This is a genomic window from Agromyces sp. NPDC055520 (assembly GCF_053619715.1).
The window spans coordinates 1-26,333 of record NZ_JBSHJY010000032.1 but is presented as its reverse complement, the minus strand read 5'-3'; the positions used below and the strand labels follow the sequence as shown (position 1 = coordinate 26,333).

20 protein-coding genes are annotated in these 26,333 nt (G+C 70.2%); 16 read left to right on the top strand and 4 right to left on the bottom strand.

What is annotated here, in order from left to right:
* The first annotated feature begins 21 nt into the window (after positions 1 to 21).
* Complete coding sequence (locus tag ACWGST_RS12695; protein WP_452047038.1) at positions 22 to 2,526, top strand: DEAD/DEAH box helicase; 2,505 nt, start codon at positions 22 to 24, stop codon at positions 2,524 to 2,526.
* A gap of 59 nt (positions 2,527 to 2,585) precedes the next feature.
* Here the strand turns inward: ACWGST_RS12695 and ACWGST_RS12690 are convergent, their stop codons facing one another.
* The gene (locus ACWGST_RS12690) at positions 2,586 to 3,563 is read right to left on the bottom strand and encodes an EamA family transporter (RefSeq protein WP_452047027.1); all 978 of its coding nucleotides are present in this window, start codon (positions 3,561 to 3,563) and stop codon (positions 2,586 to 2,588) included.
* 183 nt (positions 3,564 to 3,746) lie between these two features.
* Between ACWGST_RS12690 and ACWGST_RS12685 the strand changes: the two genes are divergently transcribed.
* From ACWGST_RS12685 to ACWGST_RS12645, 9 genes are all read left to right on the top strand, one after another.
* Positions 3,747 to 5,747, top strand: coding sequence for a bifunctional metallophosphatase/5'-nucleotidase (locus ACWGST_RS12685; protein ID WP_452047026.1), 2,001 nt, complete (start codon positions 3,747 to 3,749; stop codon positions 5,745 to 5,747).
* Between the two features lie 292 nt (positions 5,748 to 6,039).
* Positions 6,040 to 10,296 (top strand): ExeM/NucH family extracellular endonuclease, encoded by a 4,257-nt coding sequence (locus ACWGST_RS12680; protein ID WP_452047025.1) that lies wholly within the window; start codon positions 6,040 to 6,042, stop codon positions 10,294 to 10,296.
* Positions 10,297 to 10,447: 151 nt separating this feature from the next.
* Positions 10,448 to 12,448: a DNA helicase RecQ gene (recQ, locus tag ACWGST_RS12675; protein ID WP_452047024.1), complete on the top strand. Its 2,001-nt coding sequence runs from the start codon at positions 10,448 to 10,450 to the stop codon at positions 12,446 to 12,448.
* A 9-nt stretch (positions 12,449 to 12,457) separates the two neighbouring features.
* The gene (locus ACWGST_RS12670) at positions 12,458 to 12,922 is read left to right on the top strand and encodes an ABC transporter permease (protein ID WP_452047023.1); all 465 of its coding nucleotides are present in this window, start codon (positions 12,458 to 12,460) and stop codon (positions 12,920 to 12,922) included.
* Positions 12,923 to 13,022: 100 nt separating this feature from the next.
* A complete protein-coding gene (locus ACWGST_RS12665; protein WP_452047040.1) occupies positions 13,023 to 13,175 on the top strand; it encodes a hypothetical protein in 153 nt (50 codons plus the stop codon).
* Positions 13,176 to 13,237: 62 nt separating this feature from the next.
* Positions 13,238 to 13,651, top strand: coding sequence for a hypothetical protein (locus ACWGST_RS12660; RefSeq protein WP_452047022.1), 414 nt, complete (start codon positions 13,238 to 13,240; stop codon positions 13,649 to 13,651).
* Positions 13,648 to 14,046 (top strand): DUF7144 family membrane protein, encoded by a 399-nt coding sequence (locus ACWGST_RS12655; RefSeq protein WP_452047021.1) that lies wholly within the window; start codon positions 13,648 to 13,650, stop codon positions 14,044 to 14,046. Before ACWGST_RS12660 ends, ACWGST_RS12655 begins: the two co-directional genes overlap by 4 nt.
* Positions 14,047 to 14,219: 173 nt before the next feature.
* Positions 14,220 to 16,376 (top strand): acyl-CoA dehydrogenase family protein, encoded by a 2,157-nt coding sequence (locus ACWGST_RS12650; protein WP_452047020.1) that lies wholly within the window; start codon positions 14,220 to 14,222, stop codon positions 16,374 to 16,376.
* Between the two features lie 104 nt (positions 16,377 to 16,480).
* Positions 16,481 to 17,248, top strand: a complete 768-nt coding sequence (locus ACWGST_RS12645; RefSeq protein ID WP_452047019.1) for a TetR/AcrR family transcriptional regulator — start codon at positions 16,481 to 16,483, stop codon at positions 17,246 to 17,248.
* Here the strand turns inward: ACWGST_RS12645 and ACWGST_RS12640 are convergent.
* Together ACWGST_RS12640 and ACWGST_RS12635 are read right to left on the bottom strand one after the other, a co-directional pair.
* Entirely contained in the window at positions 17,223 to 17,402 is a 180-nt protein-coding gene (locus ACWGST_RS12640) for an HPP family protein (protein ID WP_452047018.1), read from the bottom strand. The genes ACWGST_RS12645 and ACWGST_RS12640 overlap by 26 nt on opposite strands.
* 71 nt (positions 17,403 to 17,473) lie before the next feature.
* Positions 17,474 to 18,487 (bottom strand): malate dehydrogenase, encoded by a 1,014-nt coding sequence (locus ACWGST_RS12635; protein ID WP_452047017.1) that lies wholly within the window; start codon positions 18,485 to 18,487, stop codon positions 17,474 to 17,476.
* A 133-nt stretch (positions 18,488 to 18,620) separates the two neighbouring features.
* On the opposite strand from ACWGST_RS12635, the gene pip reads away from it, so the two are divergent.
* The 3 genes from pip to ACWGST_RS12620 all read left to right on the top strand — a co-directional run bounded on the left by pip (position 18,621) and on the right by ACWGST_RS12620 (position 20,795).
* Positions 18,621 to 19,619 (top strand): prolyl aminopeptidase, encoded by a 999-nt coding sequence (gene pip / locus ACWGST_RS12630; RefSeq protein WP_452047016.1) that lies wholly within the window; start codon positions 18,621 to 18,623, stop codon positions 19,617 to 19,619.
* Entirely contained in the window at positions 19,616 to 20,500 is an 885-nt protein-coding gene (gene ypfJ / locus ACWGST_RS12625) for a KPN_02809 family neutral zinc metallopeptidase (RefSeq protein ID WP_452047015.1), read from the top strand. The genes pip and ypfJ overlap by 4 nt, the downstream gene beginning before the upstream one ends.
* A 103-nt stretch (positions 20,501 to 20,603) precedes the next feature.
* The gene (locus ACWGST_RS12620) at positions 20,604 to 20,795 is read left to right on the top strand and encodes a hypothetical protein (protein ID WP_452047014.1); all 192 of its coding nucleotides are present in this window, start codon (positions 20,604 to 20,606) and stop codon (positions 20,793 to 20,795) included.
* A 3-nt stretch (positions 20,796 to 20,798) separates the two neighbouring features.
* On the opposite strand, the gene ACWGST_RS12615 is transcribed toward ACWGST_RS12620, so the two are convergent.
* Positions 20,799 to 21,764 carry an EamA family transporter gene (locus ACWGST_RS12615; RefSeq protein ID WP_452047013.1) on the bottom strand — a complete coding sequence of 322 codons (966 nt, stop codon included), beginning with the start codon at positions 21,762 to 21,764 and terminating at the stop codon, positions 20,799 to 20,801.
* 103 nt (positions 21,765 to 21,867) lie between these two features.
* Here ACWGST_RS12615 and ACWGST_RS12610 point away from each other — a divergent pair, with 103 nt between their 5' ends.
* From ACWGST_RS12610 to ACWGST_RS12600, 3 genes are all read left to right on the top strand, one after another.
* A complete protein-coding gene (locus tag ACWGST_RS12610) occupies positions 21,868 to 24,366 on the top strand; it encodes an HAD-IC family P-type ATPase (RefSeq protein WP_452047012.1) in 2,499 nt (832 codons plus the stop codon).
* Between the two features lie 81 nt (positions 24,367 to 24,447).
* Positions 24,448 to 25,491: an alcohol dehydrogenase catalytic domain-containing protein gene (locus tag ACWGST_RS12605; protein ID WP_452047011.1), complete on the top strand. Its 1,044-nt coding sequence runs from the start codon at positions 24,448 to 24,450 to the stop codon at positions 25,489 to 25,491.
* A 57-nt stretch (positions 25,492 to 25,548) separates the two neighbouring features.
* The gene (locus ACWGST_RS12600; RefSeq protein ID WP_452047010.1) at positions 25,549 to 26,304 is read left to right on the top strand and encodes a DUF2510 domain-containing protein; all 756 of its coding nucleotides are present in this window, start codon (positions 25,549 to 25,551) and stop codon (positions 26,302 to 26,304) included.
* Positions 26,305 to 26,333: the final 29 nt, after the last annotated feature.

The following is a 26,333-nucleotide window of genomic DNA, read 5'->3' as shown; positions in this document are numbered from 1 at the left end:
AGCCCGTACGACGCCGACGCGATGTACGACGCCTTCGTCGACTGGGCCGAGGGCCGCGGCCTCTCGCTCTACCCCGCGCAAGACGAGGCGATCATCGAGATCGTCTCGGGCGCGAACGTCGTCTTGTCGACCCCCACGGGCACCGGCAAGTCGCTCGTCGCGGTGGCCGCCCACGCGGCATCCATCGCTCGAGGCGGTCGCAGCTACTACACGGCGCCCATCAAGGCCCTCGTCTCGGAGAAGTTCTTCCAGCTCGTCGAGATCTTCGGCGCGGTGAACGTCGGCATGGTGACGGGCGACAGTTCGGTGAACCCCGATGCCCCGATCATCTGCTGCACCGCCGAGATCCTCGCGAACCTCGCGCTGCGGCACGGGCCCGACGCCGACGTCGACCAGGTCGTCATGGACGAGTTCCACTACTACGGCGACCCCGATCGCGGCTGGGCCTGGCAGGTGCCCCTGCTCACGCTGCACCGCGCGCAGTTCGTGCTCATGTCGGCGACACTCGGCGACGTCACGCCGATCGCGGCCGACCTGAAGCGCCGCACCGGCCGCGAGACCGCGCTCGTGACGGGCGTCGACCGCCCCGTGCCGCTGCACTTCTCGTACGCGAAGACGCCCGTGCAGGAGACCGTCGAAGAGCTCATCGAGACGCGGCAGGCGCCCGTCTACATCGTGCACTTCTCGCAGGCCGCGGCGATGGAGCGGGCGCAGGCGCTGTCGTCGATCCGCGTCGTCACGCGCGAGCAGCGCGACGAGATCGCCGAGGCGATCGGCGGGTTCCGTTTCAACACCGCGTTCGGCAAGACGCTCTCGCGACTCGTGCGCGCGGGCATCGGCGTGCACCACGCCGGCATGCTGCCGCGCTATCGGCGCCTCGTCGAGACGCTCGCCCAGCGCGGGCTGCTGCGCGTCATCTGCGGCACCGACACGCTCGGCGTCGGCATCAACGTGCCCATCCGCACGGTGCTCATCACCGCGCTCGCCAAGTTCGACGGGCAGCGGATGCGCCAACTCACCGCTCGCGAGTTCCACCAGGTCGCGGGGCGGGCGGGGCGCGCCGGCTACGACACGGCCGGCACCGTCGTCGTGCTCGCGCCCGAACACGAGATCGAGAACGCCGCCGCCGTGCGCAAGGCCGGCGACGACCCGAAGAAGCTCAAGAAGGTCGTGCGCAAGAAGGCGCCGGCCGGGCAGATCACGTGGGGCGAGGGCTCGTACGAGCGGCTCGTCGCGGCCGAGCCCGAACCGCTCGTGCCCCAGCTGAAGCTCACCGCGGCGATGCTCATCAACGTGATCGCCCGCGGGGGCGACGTGATCGGCGACATCCGATCGCTCGTCTTCGACAACCACGAACCGCGCGCCCGGCAGTTCGAGCTCGCCCGGCGGGCGCTCGAGATCTTCCGCACGCTGCGCGACGCGGGCGTCGTCGAGCTGCTGCCGGCCGCGGACCCAGGCGATGGCCTGCCGATCGTGCGACTCACGGTCGACCTGCAGCCGAACTTCGCGCTCAACCAGCCGCTGTCGCCGTTCGCGCTCGCCGCGATCGAGCTGCTCGACCCCGAGGCCACCGCGGGCTCTGCCGGTGACTCCGGGGGCGTCGGCACCGGCCACTACGCCCTCGACGTCGTGAGCGTCATCGAGTCGACGCTCGACGACCCGCGCCCGATCCTCTCGCAGCAGCAGTTCAAAGAGCGCGGCGAGGCGATCGGCCGAATGAAGCAAGAGGGCATCGAGTACGACGAGCGTATGGAGCTCGTCGAGGAGGTCACCTGGCCGAAGCCGCTCGACGAACTGCTCGCCCAATCGTTCGAGGTCTTCGCGTCGAGCCAGCCGTGGGTGCGCGACTTCGAGCTCTCGCCGAAGTCGGTCGTGCGCGACATGTTCGAACGCAGCATGTCGTTCGGAGAATACGTCGGCTTCTACCAGCTCGCGCGCAGCGAGGGACTCGTGCTGCGCTACCTCTCCGACGCGTACCGGGCGATCAGGCAGACGGTGCCGACCGAGGCGAAGAACGAAGAGCTGCTCGACATCATCGAGTGGCTCGGCGAACTCGTGCGCCAGGTCGACTCGAGCCTCGTCGACGAGTGGAACGAACTCATCGACCCCGCATCGCACCTGCCAGAAGACGAGGCCGCGGTCGTGCCGCCCGCCCCGCCGTCGGTCGTCACCAACCGGCGCGCGTTCACGGTGCTCGTGCGCAACGAGCTGTTCCGGCGCGTACAGCTCGCCGCGCTCGAGCGCGACGACGAGCTCGCCGAGCTCGACCCCGACGCCGACTGGCCGGACGCGCTCGACCGCTACTACGCGGAGCACGACGACATCGGCACCGGACCGGCGGCTCGCTCACCGCGCCTGGTCGCGATCGACGAGACGGATGCCGCGAGCGGCATGTGGCGCGTCGAGCAGACGATCGACGACCCGGCGGGCGATCACGACTGGCGCATCAGGGCCGTGGTCGACCTCGACGAGTCCGCCGAGGAGGGCGCGGCGGTCGTGCGCGTCACGGAGGTCGTGCGGCTCTGACCTCGCTGGTCGGCACGGGTCTCGATACGCTCGCTGGCGCTCGCTACTCGACCACCGGTTCACGCGAGCGCGAGCATGCCCGCCGCCGTGAGGGCGAGCACGAGACCGACCCACTGCACGGGAGCGATGCGCTCTCGAAGCACGATCGCCGCGAGCAGGATCGTGCCCGCCGGGTACATCGCCCCGAGCACCGCGGCCACCGAGAGGTCGCCCGCGCGGATGCCCGCGAGCAGCAGCACGTTCGCGGTGACGTCGACCACGCCGCACGCGATCGCGATGCGGACACCCGTCGCCAGCGCCGATCGGCCCCGGTCGGCGGCGGCAGGGCCGAGCGGCGTGCGCCGCGGCATCCGCTCGCTTGAATTCGTTGCAGGCACCGCGGCCGTTGCAGGCACCGCGGCCGTTGCAGGCACCGCACCCACGGCAGCCCGCCGCCGCGCCCGCGCGACGATCGCGACCACGCCGACGGCCGCGAACATGATCGTCGCGGTGACGCCGCGGTTCAACACGAGCGGCACGACGCCGCTCTCGTCGGAGGTCTGGTCGATCGTGATGTAGAAGCCGCCGATCGCGATGCCCGAGCCGACGGCCATCAGGATGCCGCGGAGGCTCGGCCGCACCGCACCCTTCTCGGGCACGAAGCCGACGAGCACGACCGCGACGAGCGCCAGGCCGAGGGCCCAGTAGCCCAGCGAGCTGAATCGTTCGCCGCTCACGAGGCCCCAGACCATCGGCACGATCGCCGAGACGACGGCGGTCAGCGGCGAGAGGATCGACATCGGCCCGATCGCGAGGCACGCGTAGAGCAGTGAGATCGCGATCGCGCCGATCGCGCCCGAGATCGCGCCCCACCAGACATCGGCCGGGTTCCAGACGCCGCCGAGGAGCGGGGCGGCCGCGGCGAGCAGCACGAAACCGGAACTCGCGGCGATCGCCGTCGCGAGCATCGAGCTGATGCGTTTCGCGGCCAGGCCGCCGAGGAAGTCGGCCGCGCCGAAGACGAGCGCCCCGGTGAGCGAGAAGACGGCCGTGAGCATGGTCGCCAGCGTATCGGCGGGGCTGCGCCACACCACCCACGCCACAACGGGGGACAATGCGCGCGCTCGGCTTGGCACGGCAGGGCCGCGAACGTAGGCTACGATGACCCCTGCATGGCGGGGGAGCACAGCCGGGGATTGCGAATCCGACGCTCCTCGGGTGACTCGCAGAGGAGACACGGGATGCAACCACGTTTCACAGCCGCGGTCGGTCGCGGCATGGGCAGCACACGTTCGCGCAGGCGGATCGTGGCCGGGGCACTCGCCGCGGCCACTGCCGTCGGGCTCACGATCGGCGCGACGGCACCGGCGCAGGCCGCGCCGTCGCCGAAGGGCGTCGAGGCCCGCAGCGTCGACATCAACCTCGTCACGGTCAACGACTTCCACGGCCGCATCGAGCAGGACGGCGCCGCGGGCGGCATCGCCGCGCTCGCCACCGCGGTGAACTCGTTCCGCGCCGAGAACCCGAACACGGTCTTCGCCGCGGCCGGCGACATGATCGGCGCGTCGACCTTCACGTCGTTCATCCAGCAGGACACGCCCACGATCGAGGCGCTCAATGCCGCCGGTCTCGACGTCAGCGCGGTCGGCAACCACGAGTTCGACAAGGGCTTCGCCGACCTCACCGACCGGGTCATGCCGCTCGCCGACTGGGAGTACCTCGGCGCGAACGTCAGGGATGCCGCGACCGGCGACGCCGTGCTGCCCGAATACTGGCTGAAGAAGTTCCAGGGCGTCACCATCGGCTTCGTCGGCGCAGTGACCGACGAACTGCCCTCGCTCGTGAGCCCTGCGGGCATCGCCGGCCTCACCGTCGAACGCCCGGTCGCGGCTGCGAACCGCGTCGCCGACCAGCTGAGCGACGGCAAGAAGGGCAACGGCGAGGCCGACATCGTCATCATGCTCGTGCACGAGGGCGCCGCGACCACCGATGTCTCGTCGGCGGTCGACCCGAACTCGCGCTTCGGCGACATCGTGCTGAACGCGAACGACAACATCGACGCGATCGTCTCGGGCCACACCCACCTCCCCTACAACCACGTGATCGACGGCCGCCCCGTCATCTCGAGCGGTCAGTACGGCGAGCGGTTCAGCAACATGCAGATCTCGTTCGACCGCGCGACGAAGTCGATCACCAAGATGGAGAACACCATCTACACGATGGCCGTGCGCAACGACAAGGGCGATGTCATCGGCTACAACTACGAGCAGGATCCCGCGATCGCGGCGTCGGTCGCCGAGGCGAAGAAGATCGCCGATGAGCTCGGCAACGTCGAGATCGGTTCGACGACGGCGGCGATCGGTCGTGCGGTGCGGGCTCCGGCCCCGCCCGTGCTCGAGAACCGCGGCGGCGAGTCGACGCTCGGCAACCTCGTGGCCGACGTGCAGAAGTGGGCGCTCGAGGCCGACGGCACGCGTGACGTCGACATCACGTTCATGAACCCCGGCGGCCTGCGCGCCGACCTCGACTCGGGCTCGGTGACCTATCGTGAGGCTGCCGCCGTGCAGCCGTTCGCGAACACGCTCGTGACGTTCGATCTCACCGCGGCGCAGATCAAGCAGGTGCTCGAAGAGCAGTGGCAGCCGACCGGGGCGACCCGGCCGTTCCTGAAGCTGGGCGTGAACGAGGCGCTCACCTACACCTACGATCCGGCCGCCGCCGCCGGCTCGCACATCACCGAGATCCTGCTCGACGGTGTGCCGCTCGACCCCGCGGCGAGCTACACGGTGGGCGCCAACTCGTTCCTCGCCTCCGGCGGTGACAACTTCTTCACCCTGGCCCACGGCACCGGCAAGGCCGACAGCGGCAAGATCGACCTCGAGGCGATGGTCGACTACTTCAACACCGTCAAGACCGTTTCGCCCGACTTCGCGCAGCGCGCGGTCGGCGTCGTGGTCTCGGCGCCCGACGCCGACGGCTACGACGTCGGCGACTCGGTGACGGTGAACCTGTCGTCGCTCGACTTCAGCCGCGACGAGCCGTTCGCCACGACGGCGACCGTCTCGCTCGACGGCGCGGTGCTTGGCTCGTCGCCGGTGGTCCGCACGATCGCGGCGAACGTCGACGAGGTCGGCACCGCAACGGTGACGTTCACGATCCCGGCCGGCGCGAGTGGAGCTGAGCGGTTCGCAGTCACCACGGCGACGGGCACCATGAGCTCGTTCCTGCTCACGGTCGACTGAGGCGCGTCACCGCACCGCACGACCGGATGGCCCGGGGCGCTCGCCTCGGGCCATTCCGCGCGTCGGGTGCTGCCGCGCTCATTCGAGCAGTCGAGCGGATGCCTCGTGCTCATGTGCGCGGCATGGGTGAGCAACTCGTGAAATTCCGTGAAATTCAGCGGATGAATCGGAGTCGGCCCCTTGGCAGCGCCGCCGCCCGCTCGTAGGCTACGGGACAATTGCCCAAGGTACGCGATCGCCCGAAACGTCGCGTGCGGCATCCCGCGGGGCTGAGCGGTTCAAAGGGAGAGTCATGCGACGTCGCACCACCATCCAACGCTTGTCCACCGTGGCGGTCGCCGCGGCGGGCGCCCTCGTGGCGGGCCTGCTCGCCGCACCGCCGGCCCTCGCCGCGGTCGACGCCTCGGGCGTCGTGATCAACGAGGTGTTCGCCAGGGGCGGCAGCACGGGCCAGACGTACACGAACAAGTTCGTCGAGCTGTACAACCCGACCGACACGGCGGTTTCGTTGACCGGGTGGTCGCTGCAGTATCGCAGCGAGCAGAACACCGGTCTCTCGAACAGTTCGGGCGCGCTCAGCGGCGAGATCGCCGCGGGCGGCTACTACCTCATCGGCCTGCCGACCAACAATGCCGCGAACGGCATCGCACTGCCGACGCCCGATGCCACTCTCACGGTGAACCCGAGCGGTACGACCGGCTCGCTGTTCCTCGCGAACGTCGCCGGTGCGATCAACCCGGGCACCGGCTCGATCGTGAACAACTCCCAGGTCGTCGACTACGTCGGCTACGGCAACTCGGTGAACTACGAAGGCGCGAAGGCCACGTACACGGGCAGCAACACGACGCCCGGCAGCATCGTGCGCACCGGCTTCAAAGACACCGACAACAACGCCGCAGACTTCTCGTTCGTCTCGACGCCGACCCCGCAGAACTCGGGCGCACCGGGGGGTCCGATCCTGCCGGTCGCCAAGACCATCGCCCAGATCCAGGGCACCGACGCGGCCGCGAGCCCGCTCGTCGGCAAGGCCGTCGTCACCGAGGGCATCGTCACGGCCGACCACCGCGTCGGGGGCTACGACGGCATCTACATCCAGACGGCGGGTTCGGGCGGTCCGACCGATCTCACGCCCAAGGCCTCCGACGGCGTCTTCGTCTACCTCCACGGCGAGAACCCCGCTGTCGACATCGGTGACAAGGTGCGTGTCACCGGCCTCGTCGAGGAGTTCAACGGCACGACCCAGATCAGGCCCGAGACGGCGGCGAACGTCGAGCTCGTGCAGGCCGGTGTCGGCGTGCCCGCGGTGACCCCGCTCCCCGCGACGGCCGTCGGCAACGCGGCCCGCGAGGCGTTCGAGGGCATGCTCGTCGCACCGAGCGGCACCTACAAGGTCATCTCGAGCCACAACCTCAACCGCTTCGGCGAGCTGTGGCTGAACGCCGGCAGCGCTCTGCCGGTGAAGTCGACCGAGACGCAGTCGCCCGGCTCGACGGGCGCGAACGCCGTCGCGGCGGCGAACAAGGCGAGCCGCATCCTGCTCGACGACGGCTACAGCATCGCCGTGCGCAACTCGAACGGCACCGACAACCCCGCCCACCCGGGCGACCAGCCCTACTTCACGAAGGACACCGTCGTCCGCAACGGCGACACCGTGAACTTCCCGACCGCCGGGTACGTGCTCGGCTTCGGCTTCAACGAGTGGCGCCTGCAGCCGACGACGCCGATCACCGATGCCAGCGCGGCCGAGCTCAAGCCCACGTTCACCGCGACGAACCCGCGTCCGGCAGCCCCGCCGGCCGTCGGCGGCGACATCAAGGTCGCAGCGTTCAACGTGCTCAACTACTTCACGACGTTCTCAGACGACGACCCCGATGCACGAGGCGCGGCGAACGCCGAGGAGTTCGCGATCCAGAAGTCCAAGATCGTCAGCGCCATCAACGCGCTCGGCGCCGACGTCGTGGCTCTGCAGGAGATCGAGAACTCGGTCAAGCTCGGAGAGGCGCCCGACGCGGCGCTCGCAGACCTCGTCGCGGGGCTCAACGCCGCCGCGGGGTCCGAGGTGTGGAAGTTCGTGCCCACGCCCGACGCGCTGCACGATGCCGCGATCACCGATTTCATCTCGAATGCGATCATCTACCGCGCGGCCTCCGTCAAGCCCGTCGGCGAAGCGCAGACGATCATCGACGAGACCGTGTGGGACATCGCGCGTGAGCCGATCGCCCAGACGTTCAAGTTCGACAAGCAGTTCGTGACGGTCGTCGCGAACCACTTCAAGTCCAAGAGCGGTACCGACCCGTCGCCGCAGCCCGGTCAAGACGCCTTCAACGACGAGCGCACCACGCAGGCGAAGTCGCTGCTCGCCTTCGCCAACGGACTCTCGGAGGGGCGCAAGACCGACATCTACCTCGTGGGCGACTTCAACTCGTACGCGAAGGAGGACCCGATCAAGGTCTTCACCGATGCCGGCTGGACCGACATCGTGCCCAAGAAGGCCGCTGGGCAGTACACCTACACCTTCGATGGCGAACTCGGATCGCTCGACCACGTGATCGCCTCGAAGTCGGCGACTGACAAGGTCACCGCGGCCGGCGTCTGGTCGATCAACTCGCCCGAGTGGTCGGGCCGCGAGTACTGGAGCACGGCCCCTGAAGCCGGCACCCCGTTCCGCTCGAGCGACCACGACCCCATCGTCGTGGGGGTTGGCACCGAGTCCGCGCCGGCGACGGTCGAGATCGATGTCGTCACGGTCAACGACTTCCACGGCCGCATCGAGCAGTCGGCGCCCTCGGGCGGCATCGCGGCGCTGTCGACCGCGGTGAAGGAGATCCGCGCCGAGAACCCGAACACCGTCTTCGCCGCAGCCGGCGACATGATCGGCGCTTCGACGTTCACCTCGTTCATCCAGAAGGACAAGCCGACGATCGACGCGCTGAACGCAGCCGGACTCGACGTGAGCTCGGTGGGCAACCACGAGTTCGACCAGGGCTTCGCCGATCTGACCGACCGCGTCATGCCGCTCGCGCTCTGGGACTACCTCGGTGCGAACGTCTACGACAAGGCCACGGGCAAGCCCGCCCTGCCCGAGTACTTCATCCAGAAGTTCGACGGCGTGAGCATCGGCTTCATCGGTGCCGTCACCGATGAGCTCCCCTCCCTCGTGAGCCCCGGCGGCATCGCCGACATCACGGTGGGCGACCCGACCGAGGCGGCCAACCGCGTCGCGGCTCAGCTCAGCGACGGCAAGAAGCAGAACGGCGAGGCCGACATCCTCATCCTGCTCGTGCACGAGGGGGCGGCGACGACCAAGATCGAATCGGCAACCGACCCTGACTCGCGGTTCGGCAAGATCGTGCTCGGAACGAGCGACGAGGTCGACGCGATCGTCTCGGGTCACACGCACCTGGCCTACAACCACGTGATCGACGGGCGCCCCGTCATCTCGAGCGGCCAGTACGGCGAGAAATTCGGCAAGATGGAGATCCAGTGGGACCGCAAGTCGAAGTCGATCTCGAAGATCACGAACGAGGTCTACGACCTGATGAGCGGCTCGACGCCGAACTACGCCGACGACCCCGAGGTCAAGTCGATCGTCGACGCGGCGAAGGTCGTCGCCGACGAACTCGGCAACGTCGTGCTCGGTCAGGCGGCCGGCGACTTCAACCGTGCTGCATTCGCCCCGCTCGGCGGGTCGACGTACCCCGAGAACCGCGGTGGTGAGTCGACGCTCGGCAACTTCGTCGCCGACGTGCAGCTCTGGTCGCTGAACGAAGACGGCACGCGCGACGTCGACATCGCGTTCATGAACCCGGGCGGTCTCCGGGCCAACATCGAGAGCGGGCCGGTGACCTACCGTGAGGCGGCCGCTGTTCAGCCGTTCGCCAACACCCTCGTGACGATGAACCTCACGGGCGCTCAGGTGAAATCGGTGCTCGAAGAGCAGTGGCAGCCGACCGGTGCTTCGCGGCCGTTCCTGAAGCTCGGTGTGAACGCGGGCTTCGAGTACACCTACGACCCGGCTGCCGCGAAGGGCTCGCACATCACCGAGATGCTGCTGAACGGCGTGCCGATCGATCCCGTGGGCGTCTACTCGGTGGGCGTGAACTCGTTCCTCTCCACCGGTGGTGACAACTTCACGACGCTGAACGCGGGCGCCGCGAAGGCCGACAGCGGCAAGGTCGACCTCGAATCGATGGTCGATTGGTTCACCGTCAACGGTGCGGCGACTGCAGACTTCGCCCAGCGCGCCGTCGGCGTCAACCTCTCCGCTCCCGACGCCGACGGCTACGACGCCGGCGACCAGGTCACGGTGAAGCTGTCGTCGCTCGACTTCAGCACCACCGAGCCGGCCGCAGGCACGGTGGCGGTCTCGCTCGGAGGGGTGGAAATCGGTACCGGTGCGGTCAACCGCGCCTTCACCCCGACGCTCGACGAGATCGGCACGGCGACGGTCGTCTTCACGATCCCGGCGGGCACGACGGGCGCCACGCGATTCGACATCGGGGTGCCGAGCACCGGCACCACGAGTTCGTTCGTGCTCACGGTCGGCTGACCGACAACCCGACGACGAACGGGGGCGAGCGGATGCGACATCCGCTCGTCCCCGTTTCGTTCGCGCCCGCACCCCTCCTCCACAGCCCAGGGAGTCCGTTCGCCCGCTCGCGACGGCAGAGGGCGTCCGAGGTGCTCGGTAGGATCGTCGGATGAGCTGGAACGCGGACCCCGCCTGGACCGACGAGGTCCCGTGGGACCCCGACGAGCTCGCCCCGCCGCCCGACGACGAGTGGGTTCCGCCGTCCGACGACGCACAGCTCGGTGACGTACCGCGCCCGGCTGCTGCTGCACGACCGGCGCCCCGCCGCGCTGCCGCACCCGCTCGGTTCTCGTCGGCATCCGAGGCGCTGCACACCGTCTTCGGGTACGACAGCTTCCGCGGTGAGCAGGCCGAGATCATCGCGCAGGTCGCGGGCGGCGGCGACGCGGTCGTGCTCATGCCGACCGGCGGCGGCAAGAGCCTCTGCTACCAGATCCCGTCGCTCCTCCGCGAGGGCACGGGCATCGTGGTCTCGCCGCTCATCGCGCTCATGCACGACCAGGTCGATGCCCTCGTGCGCAACGGGGTGCGCGCGGCGTACCTGAACTCGAGCCAGCAGTCGCACGAGCGGGCCGAGGTCGAGCGCGCCTACCTCGCCGGCGAGCTCGATCTGCTCTACGTCGCGCCCGAGCGACTCGGCAACGAGGCGACGAAGCGCTTCCTCGAGCAGGGCGCGATCGCGCTCTTCGCGATCGACGAAGCGCACTGCGTGGCGCAGTGGGGTCACGACTTCCGGCCCGACTACCTGGCGCTCTCCGAGCTCGCCGAGCGCTGGCCCGACGTGCCGCGCATCGCCCTCACCGCCACGGCGACCGAGGCGACGCACCGCGAGATCACCGAGCGATTGAGCCTTGGCGGGGCCGAGCACTTCGTCTCGAGCTTCGACCGGCCGAACATCCAATACCGCATCGAGTCGAAGCTCGAGGTGCGAAAGCAGTTGCTCGAGTTCATCCGCAGCGAGGGTCGCGACGCCGCCGGCAACCCCGTCGCGGGCATCGTCTACGCGCTCTCACGGGCGAGCACCGAGAAGATCGCCGCGTACCTCGCCGAGCACGGCGTCAACGCGATGCCGTACCACGCGGGTCTCGATGCCGGCGTGCGCCGTCGCACGCAAGAGCGGTTCCTCCGCGAAGAGGGTGTCGTCGTCGTCGCGACGATCGCGTTCGGCATGGGCATCGACAAGCCCGACGTGCGATTCGTCGCCCACGTCGACCTTCCGAAGTCGGTCGAGGGCTACTACCAGGAGACGGGTCGTGCCGGCCGCGACGGCGCACCCGCCACCGCGTGGCTCGCCTACGGGCTGCAAGACGTCGTGCAGCAGCGGCGCATGATCGACGAGAGCCCGGGCGACCTCGCGCACCGGCGGCGCCTGGCCCAGCACCTCGACGCGATGCTCGCGCTCTGCGAGACGGTGCAGTGCCGCCGCCAGAACCTGCTCGGCTACTTCGGCCAGCCGAGCGAGCCGTGCGGCAACTGCGACACCTGCCTCGAGCCGCCCGCCTCGTGGGACGGCACGGTCCCCGCCCAGAAGCTGATGTCGACGATCGTGCGCCTGCAGCGCGAGCGCCGGCAGAAGTTCGGCGCCGGCCACCTCATCGACATCCTCCGCGGCAAAGAGACGCCGCGCGTGCGCCAGTACGGCCACGATGCGCTCGCGACGTGGAGCATCGGCCAAGATCTCAGCGATCAGCAGTGGCGCGGTGTCGTGCGGCAATTGCTCGCGCAGGGCCTGCTCGCCACGCACGGCGAGTACGGCACCCTGACGGTTCCGGATGCCGCGGCCGACGTGCTCTCGGGCAAGCGGGTCGTGAAGCTCCGCACCGAGCCCGAGCGTGCGGCGCGCGCACGCTCCTCGCGAGCGTCGGCGCCCGCTGCTGCCGACCTCGAGCCGGCGCAGGCCGAACTCTTCGAGCAGCTTCGCGCCTGGCGCGCCGGCGAGGCGAAAGAGCAGGGCGTGCCGGCGTACATCGTCTTCGGCGACGCGACCCTGCGTGCGGTCGCGGTCGCGAAGCCCGCGAGCCTCGTCGAGCTCGACGGCATCACGGGCATCGGCGCCAAGAAGCGCGAAGCCTACGGCGAGGCGCTGCTCGCGGTCGTCGCCTCGGCCTGACCCGTCCCGATGGTCGCGACGCTCGTCTACCAGGCGCTGCTCACGCTCGTGCAGTCGCTCATCGTGCTCGGCGTCGCCTGGCTCGGCGGCGCCCGGTTCCCCGGCGGGCTCGGCGGCATCCTGATCCTGCTGCTCGCCGCGATGCTGCTCACGGCCTCGTTCTCGGCGCTGTCGAACGCGGCCGCGCTGCTCGCGCGCAACCAGAACGTGCTGATCGGCTTCTCGCAGCTCATCACGATCCCGCTCATGTTCCTGAGCTCGGCGCTCATGGACACGAGTCTGTCGGCCGAGTGGGTCGCCGAGGTCGCACGCTTCAACCCGTTCGAGTGGGCCGTCGCGGCCGGCCGCGAGGCGTTTGGCGCACGTCCTGACTGGGCGAGCGTTTGGGGTCATCTCGGGCTGCTCGCGGCGTTCACCGCGGTGCTCGCATGGGTGGCGACCCGGGCGTTCCGCGCGTACCAGCGCAGCGCGTGAGGCGACGAAAGGTCGACACATGGTCAAAACCAAGCGATATTCAGTTTATGATCAACCGGATGCCGCTTGGCCGATGAATCGAGCATGAAAGAGTGCTGGCGTGACCGACCAGTCGAACCGCACGCTGCTGGTCAACCGCGAACAAATGGATGCGTCGAGCATGGCCGCCATCGAGGCGAGCCGCCCCGACGTGCCGTTCGACACGGCCGACCCGCTGTTCCGCTTCGGGCACGGATTGAGCTACCCCACCTGAGTCGTTCGCGCTAGCATCACCCCAGGGGCGCCGTGTCGACGGTGCGGTCAAGGGGGTTCGAAATGACTGATCAGGCCGTTCGACCGATGGGCGTGACGGTCGTCGCGATCCTCGCGTGGATCTCGGGTGCGCTCGACATCGTGTCCGGCGTCATCCTGCTGTTCCAAGCGGGCGTCGAGTCCGTCGCCGACGGACTCGGCGGCACCGGCGGGCTCTACGTCGCCGCGATCGGCTCGATCGTGCTCGGCCTCATCGTCGTGGCGCTCGCCGCGGGCCTGCTCTCGGGCAATTGGGTCGCGCGCATGGTCATCACCGTCGTCGAGGTGTTCTCGATCATCGGATCCCTCTTCCTCGCATTCGCCTACCTCGGCGGCGCGGTCGGCGAATGGCTCGGCATCGTCGTGTCGCTCGTCGTGCTGTTCCTGCTCTGGGGACACAAGTCGAGCGTCTTCTTCGGCAGCCGGCGGCCCGAGTGAACGCGATCGGCCGCCCCGGCGGCGTCACGTTCATCGCGGTGCTCACCTGGATCTCGGGCCTGTTCGACGTCGTCGGCGGCACCATCCTGCTCTTCCAGACGAGCGTCGCGGCGACCGTGCAGGAGTTCGGCGGCGCGAGTCAGCTCATCACCTCGGCGATCGTCTCGATCCTCATCGGGCTGATCGTCATCATCGTGGCCGGCGGCCTCCTGCGCGGCAGCGCAGGAGCCAGGCTCATCGTGACCATCTTCCAGGTGCTCTCGATCGCGAGCTCGATCTTCCTCGCGATCGCCTACCCGGCCGGGGCGATCGGCGAGTACTTCAGCGTGCTGATCTCGGTGATCATTCTCGCCTTCCTCTGGTCCGGCCGGGCGAACACGTTCTTCCGCAGCTGAGGGGTGTTGTCGGTATCCCATCGGTGCCGGGAGTCGGTTTTGTAGGGTCGAGACAGTGCCCGTCGAGGCTGCGCCGACCGGGTTGTAGGGCACGGACGCAGGGTTTCGGACTCGCTCGACCTCGTCCTACCGTGGAGGCGAGCCCTGACCGCACACGAAGGACGACACCGACGATGGTTGACACGGCACCCCGCACCGCCTCGAAGCAGCAGAAGACCGCCGCCGAGCGCTCGGTCGACGCGACCGGAACCGCAGACGCGGCACGGTCCGCGACGGGCGCCGCGGCATCCGCCCCGCATGGTTCGCGGGCCACGTCGCCCGCGCAGCCGAAGGTCGATGTCGCCACGCTGGGCCGGCAGCTGCTCGGCACGTGGGCCGACCTGCGACTCGCAGCGCGTGACCGGGCTGCAGACCCCGCGCTGCAGCGCATCGAGGGCCAGTCGATGGCCGAACACCGCGAGCGCGTGCTCGGCCAGCTCAAGATCCTCGTCGATCAGGGTGCGATCCACCGCGCGTTCCCGACGTCGCTCGGCGGGTTCGACGACCACGGCGGCAACATCGCCTCGTTCGAAGAGCTCGTGATCGCCGACCCCAGCCTGCAGATCAAGGCGGGCGTGCAATGGGGCCTCTTCGGCGCGGCCGTGCTGCACCTCGGCACCGAGTTCCACCACGAGACGTTGCTGCCCGACATCATGTCGCTGAAGGTGCCCGGTGCGTTCGCGATGACCGAGACCGGGCACGGTTCCGACGTCGCGGCGATCGGCACGACCGCCACGTACGACGAGGCGAAGCAGCAGTTCGTGATCAACACGCCGTTCCGCGGCGCCTGGAAGGACTACCTCGGCAACGCGGCACTGCACGGCACCGCGGCGGTCGTGTTCGCGCAACTCATCACGAAGGGCGTCAACCACGGCGTGCACGCGTTCTACGTGCCGCTGCGAGACACCGAGGGCGCCTTCCTCGAGGGCATCGGCGGGGAAGACGACGGTCTGAAGGGCGGCCTCAACGGCATCGACAACGGGCGCCTGCACTTCACGGACGTGCGCGTGCCGCGCGAGAACCTGCTGAACCGCTACGGCTCGGTCGCCGAAGACGGCACCTACTCGAGCCCGATCTCGAGCCCGGGGCGTCGCTTCTTCACGATGCTCGGCACGCTCGTGCAGGGTCGCGTCTCGCTCGACGGCGCTGCCACGACGGCGGCCGCGATGGCGCTGACGATCGCGATCACCTACGGCAACCAGCGCCGCCAGTTCAACGCGGCGAGCGACACCGACGAAGAGGTGCTGCTCGACTACCAGCGTCACCAGCGCCGCCTGCTGCCGAAGCTCGCGACGACGTACGCGCAGATCTTCGCGCACGACGAGTTCCTGTTGAAGTTCGACGCCGTCTTCTCGGGTGCCGCCGACACCGACGACGACCGTCAAGACCTCGAGACGATCGCGGCGGCGCTGAAGCCGCTCTCGACCTGGCACGCGCTCGACACCCTGCAGGAGGCGCGCGAGGCGACCGGCGGCGCCGGGTTCCTCGGCGAGAACCGCATCGTCGGTCTGCGTCAAGACCTCGACGTGTACGTGACCTTCGAGGGCGACAACAACGTGTTGCTGCAGCTCGTCGCGAAGCGACTGCTCACCGACTTCTCGAAGCAGTTCGCGAAAGCGGATGCCGGCGCCATGGCGCGCTACGTCGTCGCGCAGACGGCCGATCGCGCCTATCACGGCACGGGGCTGCGCAGTCTCGCGCAGACCATCGCGGACTTCGGCTCGACGGCGCGCTCGGTCTCCGAGCTGCGTGACGAGCAGACGCAGCGGGAGCTCCTCACCGACCGGGTCGAGGCCATGATCTCCGAGATCGCGGGGCGCCTGCGCGACGCCCGGAAGCTGCCGAAGGCCGAGGCCGCCGCGGCGTTCAACCGCAACCAGAACGAGCTCATCGAGGCCGCGCGGGCCCACGGCGAGCTGCTGCAGTGGGAGGCGTTCACCCGCGCACTCGCGACGACCGCCGACCCCGGCACGAAACAGGTGCTCACGTGGGTGCGCGACCTCTTCGGCCTGGGCCTCGTCGAGAAGCACCTCGCGTGGTACCTCATGAACGGCCGGCTCTCGCCGAAGCGCGCGCAGGCCGTCACCGCCTACATCGACCGGCTGCTCGAGCGACTGCGCCCGCACGCCCAAGACCTCGTCGACGCGTTCGGCTACAAGCCCGAGCACCTGCGCGCGAAGATCTCGTCGGGTGCCGAGCAGGAGCGTCAAGACGAGGCGCGCGCCTACTACGCCGCGCAGCGCGCCGCGGGCGCCTCGCCCGTGCCGGAGAAGTCGAAGAAGAAGAAGTAGCGCGGCCGCCCGCGCGCCCGTGCTGCAACGCGCCCTTCGTCCTACACTCCCGCATTGCCGCCGACGTTTTACGTACGGCGTACCGTGAATATATGCTGGCCCGCATGGCAGCAGACTCCGCGGGCAGCGAACCGGATCGCACCCTTCGGCTCCTGTGGCGTTCGCACTTCGGCGAGCCGGTCGGTTCTCGGGGCCCGAAGCAGCGATCGAGCGTCGACGAGGTCGTGGCGACCGCGGTGCAACTGGCCGACGCCGAAGGCATCGACGCCGTCTCGATGCGTCGCATCGCCGACCGTCTGGGGCTGAAGCCCATGTCGGTCTACACCTATGTGCCCGGCAAGGCCGAACTCATCGATCTGATGGTCGATCGCGTCGCCGGCGAGTCGGCGCTGCCTCGTCTCGACGGCGAACTCGCCGCCCGTCTCGCGCAGATCGCCCGCCTGCAGTGGGAGGAGTACCTGCGGCATCCCTGGCTGCTCTCGATCGACACCAGCCGCCCGCCGCTCGGGCCGAACGTGTCCGACCACTGGGAGTGGTGCCTGCGCGCGGTCGACGGGCTCGGGCTCTCCGACCTCGACATGGACCGCATCGTCGCGCTTCTGCTCGGGTTCGTGACCGCGCCGGCGCGCGCGCACCTCGATGCCGAGCGTCATCGTGCAGCAGACGAGGAGTCCGCCGCCGACTGGTGGGAGCGCAACGAGCCGCTGCTCGAGCAGATCCTCGACGCCGAGCGCTATCCGGTCTCGGCCCGGGTCGGGCAGGCGGCGGGTGCGGCGGGCCCCGCCGAACCGTCGGACGCGTTCGAGTTCGGCCTCGCCCGCATGATCGACGGCATCGTCGCCTACATCACTTCCCGGCGGGCGGCCGCATGATCATGCCCGTGGCGACACCGACCACGATGCCGGCCGGCAGCCACAGCCAGAAGCCCGTCCAGAGGCTGACGCCCACCCCGACGAGGATGCCGACGATGACCCCCGCGATCAGCTGATTGCGGCGGGCGGCTCGTGAGGGTGTCGGTTCGGCCATGCCCACCAGCCTACGCGTGCGAAGCGCCCGGCCGGCGCGCGAAGCGCCCGCCCGGCGCGCGGTGCCGCCGGTCAGATCAGCCCGAGAGCCCGCACCGCGTCGCGCTCCTCGACGAGCTCGGCGACGGATGCCTCGATGCGCCGCCGTGCGAAGTCGTCGACCTCGAGACCCTGGCGGATGCGCCACGCACCATCGACCGCGTCGACGGGGAATGACGAGACGAGGCCCTCGGGCATGCCGTACGAGCCGTCGGAGACGACCGCGGCGCTCGTCCAGCCGTCGGGTGTGCCGCCCACCCAGTCGCGCACATGATCGATCGTGGCACTCGCGGCGGAGCCGACCGACGACGACCCGCGCACCTCGATGATCTCGGCGCCGCGCCCCGCCACGCGGGGGATGAACTCGTCGACGAGCCACTCGCGTGCGGCCTCGTAGCCGCCGAGCCGCACGGCGAGCAGAGCGGGCACCGGGTCACCGGCCGCGGTGGCGTGGGCGACGTCTGGGAATTGCGTCGCCGAGTGATTGCCCCAGATGGTGACACCCCGGATGTCGCCGACGGGGGTCTCCACCGTCGCCGCGAGTTGACCCAGCGCACGGTTGTGATCGAGGCGTGTGAGCGCCGTGAAGCGTTCGGCCGGGACATCCGGTGCATGGGCCGACGCGATGAGCGCGTTCGTGTTCGCGGGGTTGCCGACCACGACGACGCGGATGTCGTCGGCGGCGCCGGCGTTGATCGCCGCGCCCTGCGGTCCGAAGATGCCGCCGTTCGCGGCCAGCAGGTCGCCGCGCTCCATGCCCGCGGTGCGCGGCCGGGCTCCGACGAGCAGCGCCACGTTGGCACCGGCGAACGCCGCCCGGGCGTCGTCGTAGACCTCGACGTGCGAGAGCAGGGGGAACGCGCCGTCTTGCAGCTCGAGCGCCGCGCCCTCTGCGGCGCGCACGCCCTGCGGGATCTCGAGCAGGTTGAGGCGCACCGGGGTGTCGGGCCCGAGCATGGCGCCCGAGGCGATGCGGAACAGCAGGGCGTACCCGATCTGGCCGCCCGCGCCCGTGAGCGTGACGGTGATCGGCTTCTTCGCGGCCATGGTTCGAGCTTAGTTGCGGGTGCGCAGTGCGTTCGCCGAATCGCCCCGGGCGCAGTGCTCGGCCGACCCCGACTCTGATCGCCCATGCGCGTGGCGCGAGCCCGCGACATCCGCTCATCGCTACCGTGGCGCCATGAGAGAGATGTATCCGGAGATCGAGCCGCTGGAGACCGGCATGCTCGACGTGGGGGACGGCCAGCACATCTACTGGGAGGTGTCGGGCAATCGACAGGGCAAGCCCGTCGTGTTCCTGCACGGGGGGCCGGGGGCGGGGACGACCCCCGAACACCGCCGGCTGTTCGACCCCGAGCGCTACCGCATCGTGCTGTTCGACCAGCGCGGCTGCGGCCTCTCGATCCCGCACGCGAGCGCACCGACCGCCGATCTCGCATCCAACACGACGTGGCATCTCATCGCCGACCTGGAGCGCCTCCGGGGCCACCTCGGCATCGACCGGTGGCAGGTCTTCGGCGGCTCATGGGGGAGCGCCCTCGCCCTCGCGTACGCCGAGACCCACCCCGAGCGGGTGACCGAGCTCGTGCTGCGCGGCATCTTCACGCTGCGCCGCGAAGAACTCGACTGGTTCTACGAGGGCGGCGCGTCCGCCGTCTTCCCCGACCTGTGGCAGGAATTCGTCGCGCCGATCCCGGTGCTCGAACGCACGCGCATGATCGAGGCGTACGGCCGCCTGCTCGCCGACCCCGACCCCGTCGTGCACGAGCCCGCGGCCATCGCGTGGGCGCGCTGGGAGGCGTCGACCATCACCCTGCTGCCGCACGACGCGAACGTCGCCCGCTTCACCGCGCCCGAGTACGCCACGGCGTTCGCGCGCATCGAGAACCACTACTTCACGCACGGCGGCTGGTGGGAGGAGGGGCAGTTGATTCGGGATGCGTCGCGGCTCCGCGACATCCCGGCCGTGATCATCCAGGGCCGCTACGACATGTGCACCCCCATGATGACCGCGTGGGACCTGCACCAGGCCTGGCCCGAGGCCGAGCTCACGATCGTCGACGATTCCGGCCACGCATTCGACGAACCGGGGATCCTCGACGCGCTCATCACCGCGACCGATCGGTTCGCCGAGTCGACCTCGGCTCATCGCCCGTCACCGGGTAACGTCGGATCATGACGTTCAATCCCGACGCCGACATCAGCAAGGGCAAGGCCTCGAAGCGCGGTCGCAACACCGGCATCGCGGTCGCGGGCGGCGGCCTCGGCGTGCTCGCGCTCTTCCTGATCTCGCAGCTGCTCGGCGTCGACCTCACGGGGCTCGCGGGCGGCGGCGGCGGCGAGGCGCCCGCGGCGAGCGACTCCACGCTCGAGCAGTGCCTGACCGGTCAAGACGCGAACGAGAACGTCGAGTGCCGCATGAAGGGCGCCTCGGCGTCGCTCGAGGCCTACTGGGAGAACGAAGCGCCGGCCCTCGGGGTGAACTACAACGCGCCGCAGGACTTCATCCTCTTCAGCGAGGCCGTGGCGACGGCCTGCGGCAGCGCATCGTCGGCCACCGGTCCGTTCTACTGCCCGCCCGACCAGACGATCTACATCGATGTGTCGTTCTACGACGAACTGCGCAACCGGTTCGGTTCGAGCGGCGGGCCCCTCGCCGAGATGTACGTCATCGCCCACGAGTGGGGCCACCACGTGCAGAACCTCGCCGGGGTGCTCGACCGGTCGCAAGACGGGCAGACCGGTCCGTCGTCGAACGCGGTGCGCGTCGAGCTGCAGGCCGACTGCTTCGCCGGGGCCTGGGCGGCGGATGCCTCGCAGGTGCCCGACGACAGCGGCGTGCCGTTCCTGCAGCCCATCACGAAGGCCGAGTACGCCGATGCACTGAGTGCGGCCGCGGCGGTCGGCGACGACCAGATCCAGCAGGCCACGCAGGGCCAGGTGACGCCGCACACCTTCACCCACGGCACGAGCGATCAGCGCGTGAACTGGTTCGAGACCGGCTACGAGCAGGGCGCCGGCGCCTGCGACACGTTCACGGTGAGCCCCGCCGACCTCTGACGCGGGGAGCTCGGCGCGACTTCTCGCGAGTCGCGTCATGATCGGCCGGAGTCGCCGTCTCTTCAGTAGGCGCACCGTGAGGTGCGCAGATTGGAGTTCGAGCATGGGCCGCCGACGTCGGGAGACCCCGACCCCCCACCGCGAATTCTTCCGCGCGGTGACGATCGACGAGACCGTCGCGCTCTCGTGCACCTGCAACCGCGGAGCCGACCACTGGTATGCGGAGCCGAAGGGCGACCCGCCCCAGAGCAGGGGCACCCGCCTCGGCTCGCGGGTCGACCTGCGGAAGGACTGATCGTCACGACGTGACGATCCGCCGACGGCCGCCGGCGCTCGCGGTCGCCAGCACGATGATGCCCACGGCGAGCACGGTGAGCCCCGCGAGCGCCCCCGCGGTGAGCGCCTCGCCGAGCACGGCGACGCCGAGGATGCCGGCGGTGAGCGGTTCGGCGAGCGTCAACGTCGAGACGGTGGCCGGCGCGAGCCCGCCGAGCCCGTATCCGAAGAGCAGGTACGCCATGGTCGTCGTGACGAGCCCGAGCCAGAGGGCCATCGCGAGGCCCGACCCGGTCGCGAGCCACGAGGCATCCGTCATCGCCAGCAGGGGGATGCTGAAGACCGCGGCCGTACCGAACAGCGCGCCCATGCTGGATGCGCCGCTCCAGCCGCGGTCGAGCAGGGCCTTCGCGGCGAGGGTGTAGACGGCATACGAGGCGCCGGCGCCGAGCGAGGCCGCGAGGCCGAGGGGGTCGGCACCCGCCGTCGCGGTGCCGGCCGCGGTGCCGGTCGCCCCGCCGCCGGTCGCGACCGCGAGGATTCCGACGCCGAGTGTCGCGATCGCCGTCGCGATCGCCCACCGGTGCCCCGGATACCTGCGCCGCAGGGCCCAGTCGAGCCCGCCCGTGATGACGGGCGCAGAGCCGAGTGCGACGACCGTGCCGACGGCGACGCCGTTCGCGGCGGTGCCGGCGAAGAACGCGGGCTGATAGGCGAGCACGCCGGCCGCGCCGACGGCGACGAGCAGCCAGACGGGCAGCGGATGCCGCGTGGCGACGCCGGCCGTCGGGGCGGCGGGTGTCCCGTCCGCACCGCGCCGGCGGCCGGCGACGATCGGGATCAGGGCGATGAGCCCGAGGGCACCGCCGCCGATCAGGATCCGAGCTGCGCCCACGGAGGCCGCGCTCGCTTCAGGTCCGAGCGCCTGCGCGGTGCCCGTGGTGCCGAAGCAGACTGCCGCGAGCAGCACGGCCGTCACGAATCGCATGGCACATTGTTACACAATCCATCGACGCGCCCCAGTCTTCCCGCGCACTCGGCCGCTCTGCCAGACTCGAACCCGAACCGGGGTCGGGCGATCGGGGGCGTCGATGGGCGATGAGCGGGCCGCGGTGCAGCAGGCGGACACCGATCCCGAGCGCGGTCTCAGTGCGGCCGAGGTCGACACGCGCCTGCACGACGGCCGGGCGAACGTCGCCGACCACGCGTCGAGCCGCAGCATCTGGAGCATCCTCAGGGCCAACGTCTTCACGCTCTTCAACGGCATCGTCGTCACCGGGTTCCTGCTGCTGCTCGTGCTCGGCCGCTGGCAGGACGCCCTCTTCGGCATCGCCGCGATCGCGAACGCGCTGATCGGCGTCGTGCAGGAGTACCGGGCCAAGCGCGCGCTCGACCGCCTCGCCCTGCTGCACGCCCCGCGCGCCCGCGTCGTGCGCGACGGCACCGAGCGCGAGATCGACGCGCGCACCGTGGTGCGAGGCGACGTACTGCTCTTGCGCGCGGGCGACCAGGTCACCGCCGACGGGCGGCTCCGCGACGCGGTGCGCCTCGAGGTCGACGAGTCGCTGCTCACGGGCGAGTCGGATCCGATCGACAAGTCCGCCGGCGACCGGGTGCTCTCGGGCTCCATCGTCGTCGGCGGGCAGGGCCGGGCGATCGTCACGGATGTCGGCGACGACGCGTTCGCCGCGAAGCTCACGGCCGAGGCGAAGCGCTTCTCGCTCGTCAGCTCCGAGCTCCGCAGCTCGATCGACCGGATCCTGAAGTGGATCACCTGGGCGATCTTCCCGATCATGCTCATCGTCGTGAACGCCAACATGGTCGCGGCGGGCGGCTGGAGCCACGCCATCGAGACGGGGGAGTGGCGGGACGCCGCCGTGGCATCCGTCGCCGCGGTCATCGCGATGATCCCGCTCGGACTCGTGCTCATGACGAGCATCGCCTTCGCGGTCGGCGCCGTGAAGCTCGGCTCCCACAACGTGGTCGTGCAGGAGTTGCCCGCGGTCGAGGGGCTCGCGCGCGTCGACCTCATCTGCCTCGACAAGACGGGCACGATCACGAGCGGCGACGTGCGGTACGACGGCGTCGAGCTGCTCGGCGGCGCGCCGCCCGAGGGGTGGCGGGTCGCACTCGCCTGGAACGGCGCGGATCCCGACGCGAACGCGACCGCCCGAAGCCTCTGCGACGAGTACCGGCTCGACGCAGCGGTCGAACCGGCAGCGCGAATCGAGTTCTCCTCGGCGCGCAAGTGGAGCGCGGTCGGGTTCGGCGAGGCGTCCGCGGCGCCGGGAACCTGGGTGTTCGGCGCCCCCGAGCTGGTGCTGCGCGACGCCGGTGACACGGATGCCGCGGCATCCGCCGCCCTTGAACGCGCCGGCGAACTGGCCGCATCGGGCCGGCGCACCCTGTTGCTCGCGCACGCCCCAGAACCGCTCGGCGAAACGGATGTCGAGGCCGCCCGCCTGCCAGGGCGGCTCACTCCCGTGGCGCTGCTGACGTTTCGCGAGGCCGTGCGCGACGATGCGGCCTCGACCCTCCGCTACTTTGCGAGGGAGGGCGTCGCCGTGCGCATCATCTCGGGCGACAACCCGCGAACGGTCGCCGCCGTCGCGCGGGAGGTCGGCCTCGACGCCGGCGAGGGCGTCGACGCGCGCGGACTGCCCGACGACCCCGACGAGCTCGGCGACGTGCTCGAAGCGCACCTCGTGTTCGGCCGCGTCACCCCCGTGCAGAAGCGCGCGATGGTCAGGGCGCTCCGTGGGCGCGGCCACACCGTCGCGATGACGGGCGACGGGGTCAACGACGCGCTCGCCATCAAGGAGGCCGACATCGGCATCGCGATGGAGTCGGGGTCGGCGGCGACGAAAGCCGTCGCCCGCATCGTGCTGCTCGACAGCCGGTTCTCGCACTTGCCCGACGTGGTCGCCGAGGGGCGACGGGTCATCGCGAACATCGAACGGGTCTCGATGCTCTTCCTCTCGAAGACCGCGTACGCGATCGCGATGGCGGTGCTCTTCGGGCTGCTGCTCTGGCCCTTTCCGTTCCTGCCGCGCCAGCTCTCGGTGACCGACGGCCTCACGATCGGCATCCCGGCGTTCCTCCTCGCCCTGCTCCCCAACGCGAGACGCTACGTGCCGGGGTTCCTGCGGCGGTCGCTGTCGTTCGCCGTCCCGGCGGGGCTCGTCGTCGCCCTGGCGATTGCGGTCGTCTCGGGGCACGCCCGTGCGCTCGGGTTCGAAGAGGTCGTCGTGCGCACGGCGTGCACGATCACGCTGGCCTTGATCGGGCTCTGGATCCTCGCCGTGCTCTCTCGCCCGTTCACGTGGATCAAGGCCGGGGTGCTCGCCGCCATGGTCGTCGGGCTCGTGCTCGTGGTCACCGTGCCGATCGCGGTCGAGTTCCTCGAGTTCGTGCCGCTGCCGCTCGACACCCTCATCGACATGGCGATCGTGGTGCCGATCGCCTGGGCCCTCATCGAGGCGATCGGCTTCTGGCACCGCCGTCGCTTCGGCACCGCATCGGAGATCGCCCCGCCCGAGCGCACCCGTCGGCGCCGGCCTGCGTCGGGCGAGGCCCCGGAAGGCCGATAAGCTCGCGGATGTCGCGCGCGCGATCCGGCGACGATGCCCGAGCGCCGCCGACATCCGTGACCCGATACGGAAAGGACTCCTGTGCGCGCCGTGCTCTTCAACGCCTTCGGTGAGAACCCCGAACTCGTCGACGTGCCGGAGCCCGAGTGCCCGCCCCGCGGGGCCGTGATCAGGGTGCGCGCGACGGGCGTGTGCCGCAGCGATTGGCACGCCTGGATGGGCCACGACGACACGGTCTCACTGCCGCACGTGCCGGGCCACGAATTCGCGGGCGAGATCGCCGTGCTCGGCTCCGAGGTCGACCCCGAGGCGGGCTGGGCGGTCGGCGACCGTGTCACCGCCCCGTTCATCTGCGCGTGCGGGCGCTGTCACGAGTGCCGGACCGGCAACGAGCAGGTCTGCGACCACCAGTCGCAGCCCGGGTTCACGCACTGGGGCTCGTTCGCCGAGTTCGTGGCGATCGACGAGGCCGAGCTGAACCTCATCCGCCTGCCCGAGTCGCTCGGCTTCGTCGAGGCCGCGTCGCTCGGTTGCCGCTTCGCGACCGCCTACCGGGCCATCGTCTCCCGCTCGCGGCTCGCTCCCGGCGAGCAGATCGCGGTGCACGGATGCGGCGGGGTCGGCCTCTCCGCGATCATGATCGCCGTGGCAGCGGGCGTGAAGGTCTACGGCGTGGATGTCTCGGACGCCGCGCTCGCTGCGGCGGAGGGGCTCGGCGCGATTCCCGTGCAGGGCGGCGAGGGCGCCGCGGCGCGCATCCTCGAGGCGTCGGGCGGGGGTGTGGATGTCTCGGTCGACGCGTTCGGCTCGACGGAGACCTCGTTCGCCTCGGTGCGGAGCCTGAAGAAGCGGGGCCGCCACGTGCAGATCGGGCTCATGGTCGGCGACTCCGCGCTCGCCGCGATGCCGATGGATGCCGTGATCGCCGGCGAACTCGAGATCCTCGGCAGCCACGGCATGGCGGCGCACGAGTACCCGTTCATGTTGAGCGCGGTCGCCTCGGGCGACTTCCGCCCGATCGAGCTCGTGGGCCGGCGCATCGCGCTCGACGAGGTGCCCGCGGCACTCGCGGCGATGGGTACGGCGGGCGGGGCGGGCTCGGGCATGACGGTCGTCGAGCTGTAGCGGCATCCGTTCGCCGTGTTCGTCGCCTAGCATTGCAGAACCCGTCTGGAGGAACCGATGAGCGACCCCACCCTTCCCGCTGCCGGCTGGTATCCCGACCCGAGCGACGCGGCCGCCCAACGCTGGTGGGACGGCGCGCGCTGGACCGAGCACGTCGCGCCGGCAGCGCCGGTCGCGCCGGCGCAGGAGGTGCCGGTCGTGCCGGTCGTGCCGGTGGCGCCCGTCGCGCCGGTGACTCCCGGCTACGCGCCCGCGTACCCCGCCGCACCGGCGTACGGGGCGGGGCAGCCGGCGCCCTACGGCGGCGTCGAGACGCCACGCATGCCCGCGGGCACCCCCGTCGACACGGTCTGGATCTGGCTGATCGTCGCGCTGCCCGTGCTCGCGGTGCTGCCGCTGTTCCTCTGGGACTTCCAGGGGTACCTGGAGCAGTCGATGTCGATATCGGCGTCGACGAGCCCGATGGCCAATGCGCTCGGGCCGTACACCGACCCGTGGTACCTCGTACTGACGTTCGGCTCGTGGGTGCTCTACGGACTGGCCGTCTGGTTCGCCTACCTCGACTACGCCGCGCTCGCGAAGCTCGGGTACCCGCGCCGGTTCCACTGGGCGTGGACCTTCCTGTCATCGCTCGTGTACGTCATCGGCCGCTCGGTCGTGGTGCGGCGCCAGGCCGGCCGGGGGTACCTGCCGATGGCGGTCGGGATCGCGCTCACCGTCGTGCTTGCGATCGGGGTCATCGTGTGGGTCGTCGTCGTGATGGTGGCCGCCGTCAACACGTCGATGGAACTGATGTCGACGTACTCGTACTGACGTCTGCCGCCGGGTGCCGTGCGCTCACG

Coding starts and splice junctions, on each gene's coding strand:
- ACWGST_RS12695 (WP_452047038.1), top strand. CDS start 22: ATGTACGACGCCTTCGTCGACTGGGCCGAGGGCCGCGGCCTCTCGCTC.
- ACWGST_RS12690 (WP_452047027.1), bottom strand. CDS start 3,563: ATGCTCACGGCCGTCTTCTCGCTCACCGGGGCGCTCGTCTTCGGCGCG.
- ACWGST_RS12685 (WP_452047026.1), top strand. CDS start 3,747: ATGCAACCACGTTTCACAGCCGCGGTCGGTCGCGGCATGGGCAGCACA.
- ACWGST_RS12680 (WP_452047025.1), top strand. CDS start 6,040: ATGCGACGTCGCACCACCATCCAACGCTTGTCCACCGTGGCGGTCGCC.
- recQ (WP_452047024.1), top strand. CDS start 10,448: ATGAGCTGGAACGCGGACCCCGCCTGGACCGACGAGGTCCCGTGGGAC.
- ACWGST_RS12670 (WP_452047023.1), top strand. CDS start 12,458: ATGGTCGCGACGCTCGTCTACCAGGCGCTGCTCACGCTCGTGCAGTCG.
- ACWGST_RS12660 (WP_452047022.1), top strand. CDS start 13,238: ATGACTGATCAGGCCGTTCGACCGATGGGCGTGACGGTCGTCGCGATC.
- ACWGST_RS12650 (WP_452047020.1), top strand. CDS start 14,220: ATGGTTGACACGGCACCCCGCACCGCCTCGAAGCAGCAGAAGACCGCC.
- ACWGST_RS12645 (WP_452047019.1), top strand. CDS start 16,481: ATGGCAGCAGACTCCGCGGGCAGCGAACCGGATCGCACCCTTCGGCTC.
- ACWGST_RS12640 (WP_452047018.1), bottom strand. CDS start 17,402: ATGGCCGAACCGACACCCTCACGAGCCGCCCGCCGCAATCAGCTGATC.
- ACWGST_RS12635 (WP_452047017.1), bottom strand. CDS start 18,487: ATGGCCGCGAAGAAGCCGATCACCGTCACGCTCACGGGCGCGGGCGGC.
- pip (WP_452047016.1), top strand. CDS start 18,621: ATGAGAGAGATGTATCCGGAGATCGAGCCGCTGGAGACCGGCATGCTC.
- ypfJ (WP_452047015.1), top strand. CDS start 19,616: ATGACGTTCAATCCCGACGCCGACATCAGCAAGGGCAAGGCCTCGAAG.
- ACWGST_RS12620 (WP_452047014.1), top strand. CDS start 20,604: ATGGGCCGCCGACGTCGGGAGACCCCGACCCCCCACCGCGAATTCTTC.
- ACWGST_RS12615 (WP_452047013.1), bottom strand. CDS start 21,764: ATGCGATTCGTGACGGCCGTGCTGCTCGCGGCAGTCTGCTTCGGCACC.
- ACWGST_RS12610 (WP_452047012.1), top strand. CDS start 21,868: ATGGGCGATGAGCGGGCCGCGGTGCAGCAGGCGGACACCGATCCCGAG.
- ACWGST_RS12600 (WP_452047010.1), top strand. CDS start 25,549: ATGAGCGACCCCACCCTTCCCGCTGCCGGCTGGTATCCCGACCCGAGC.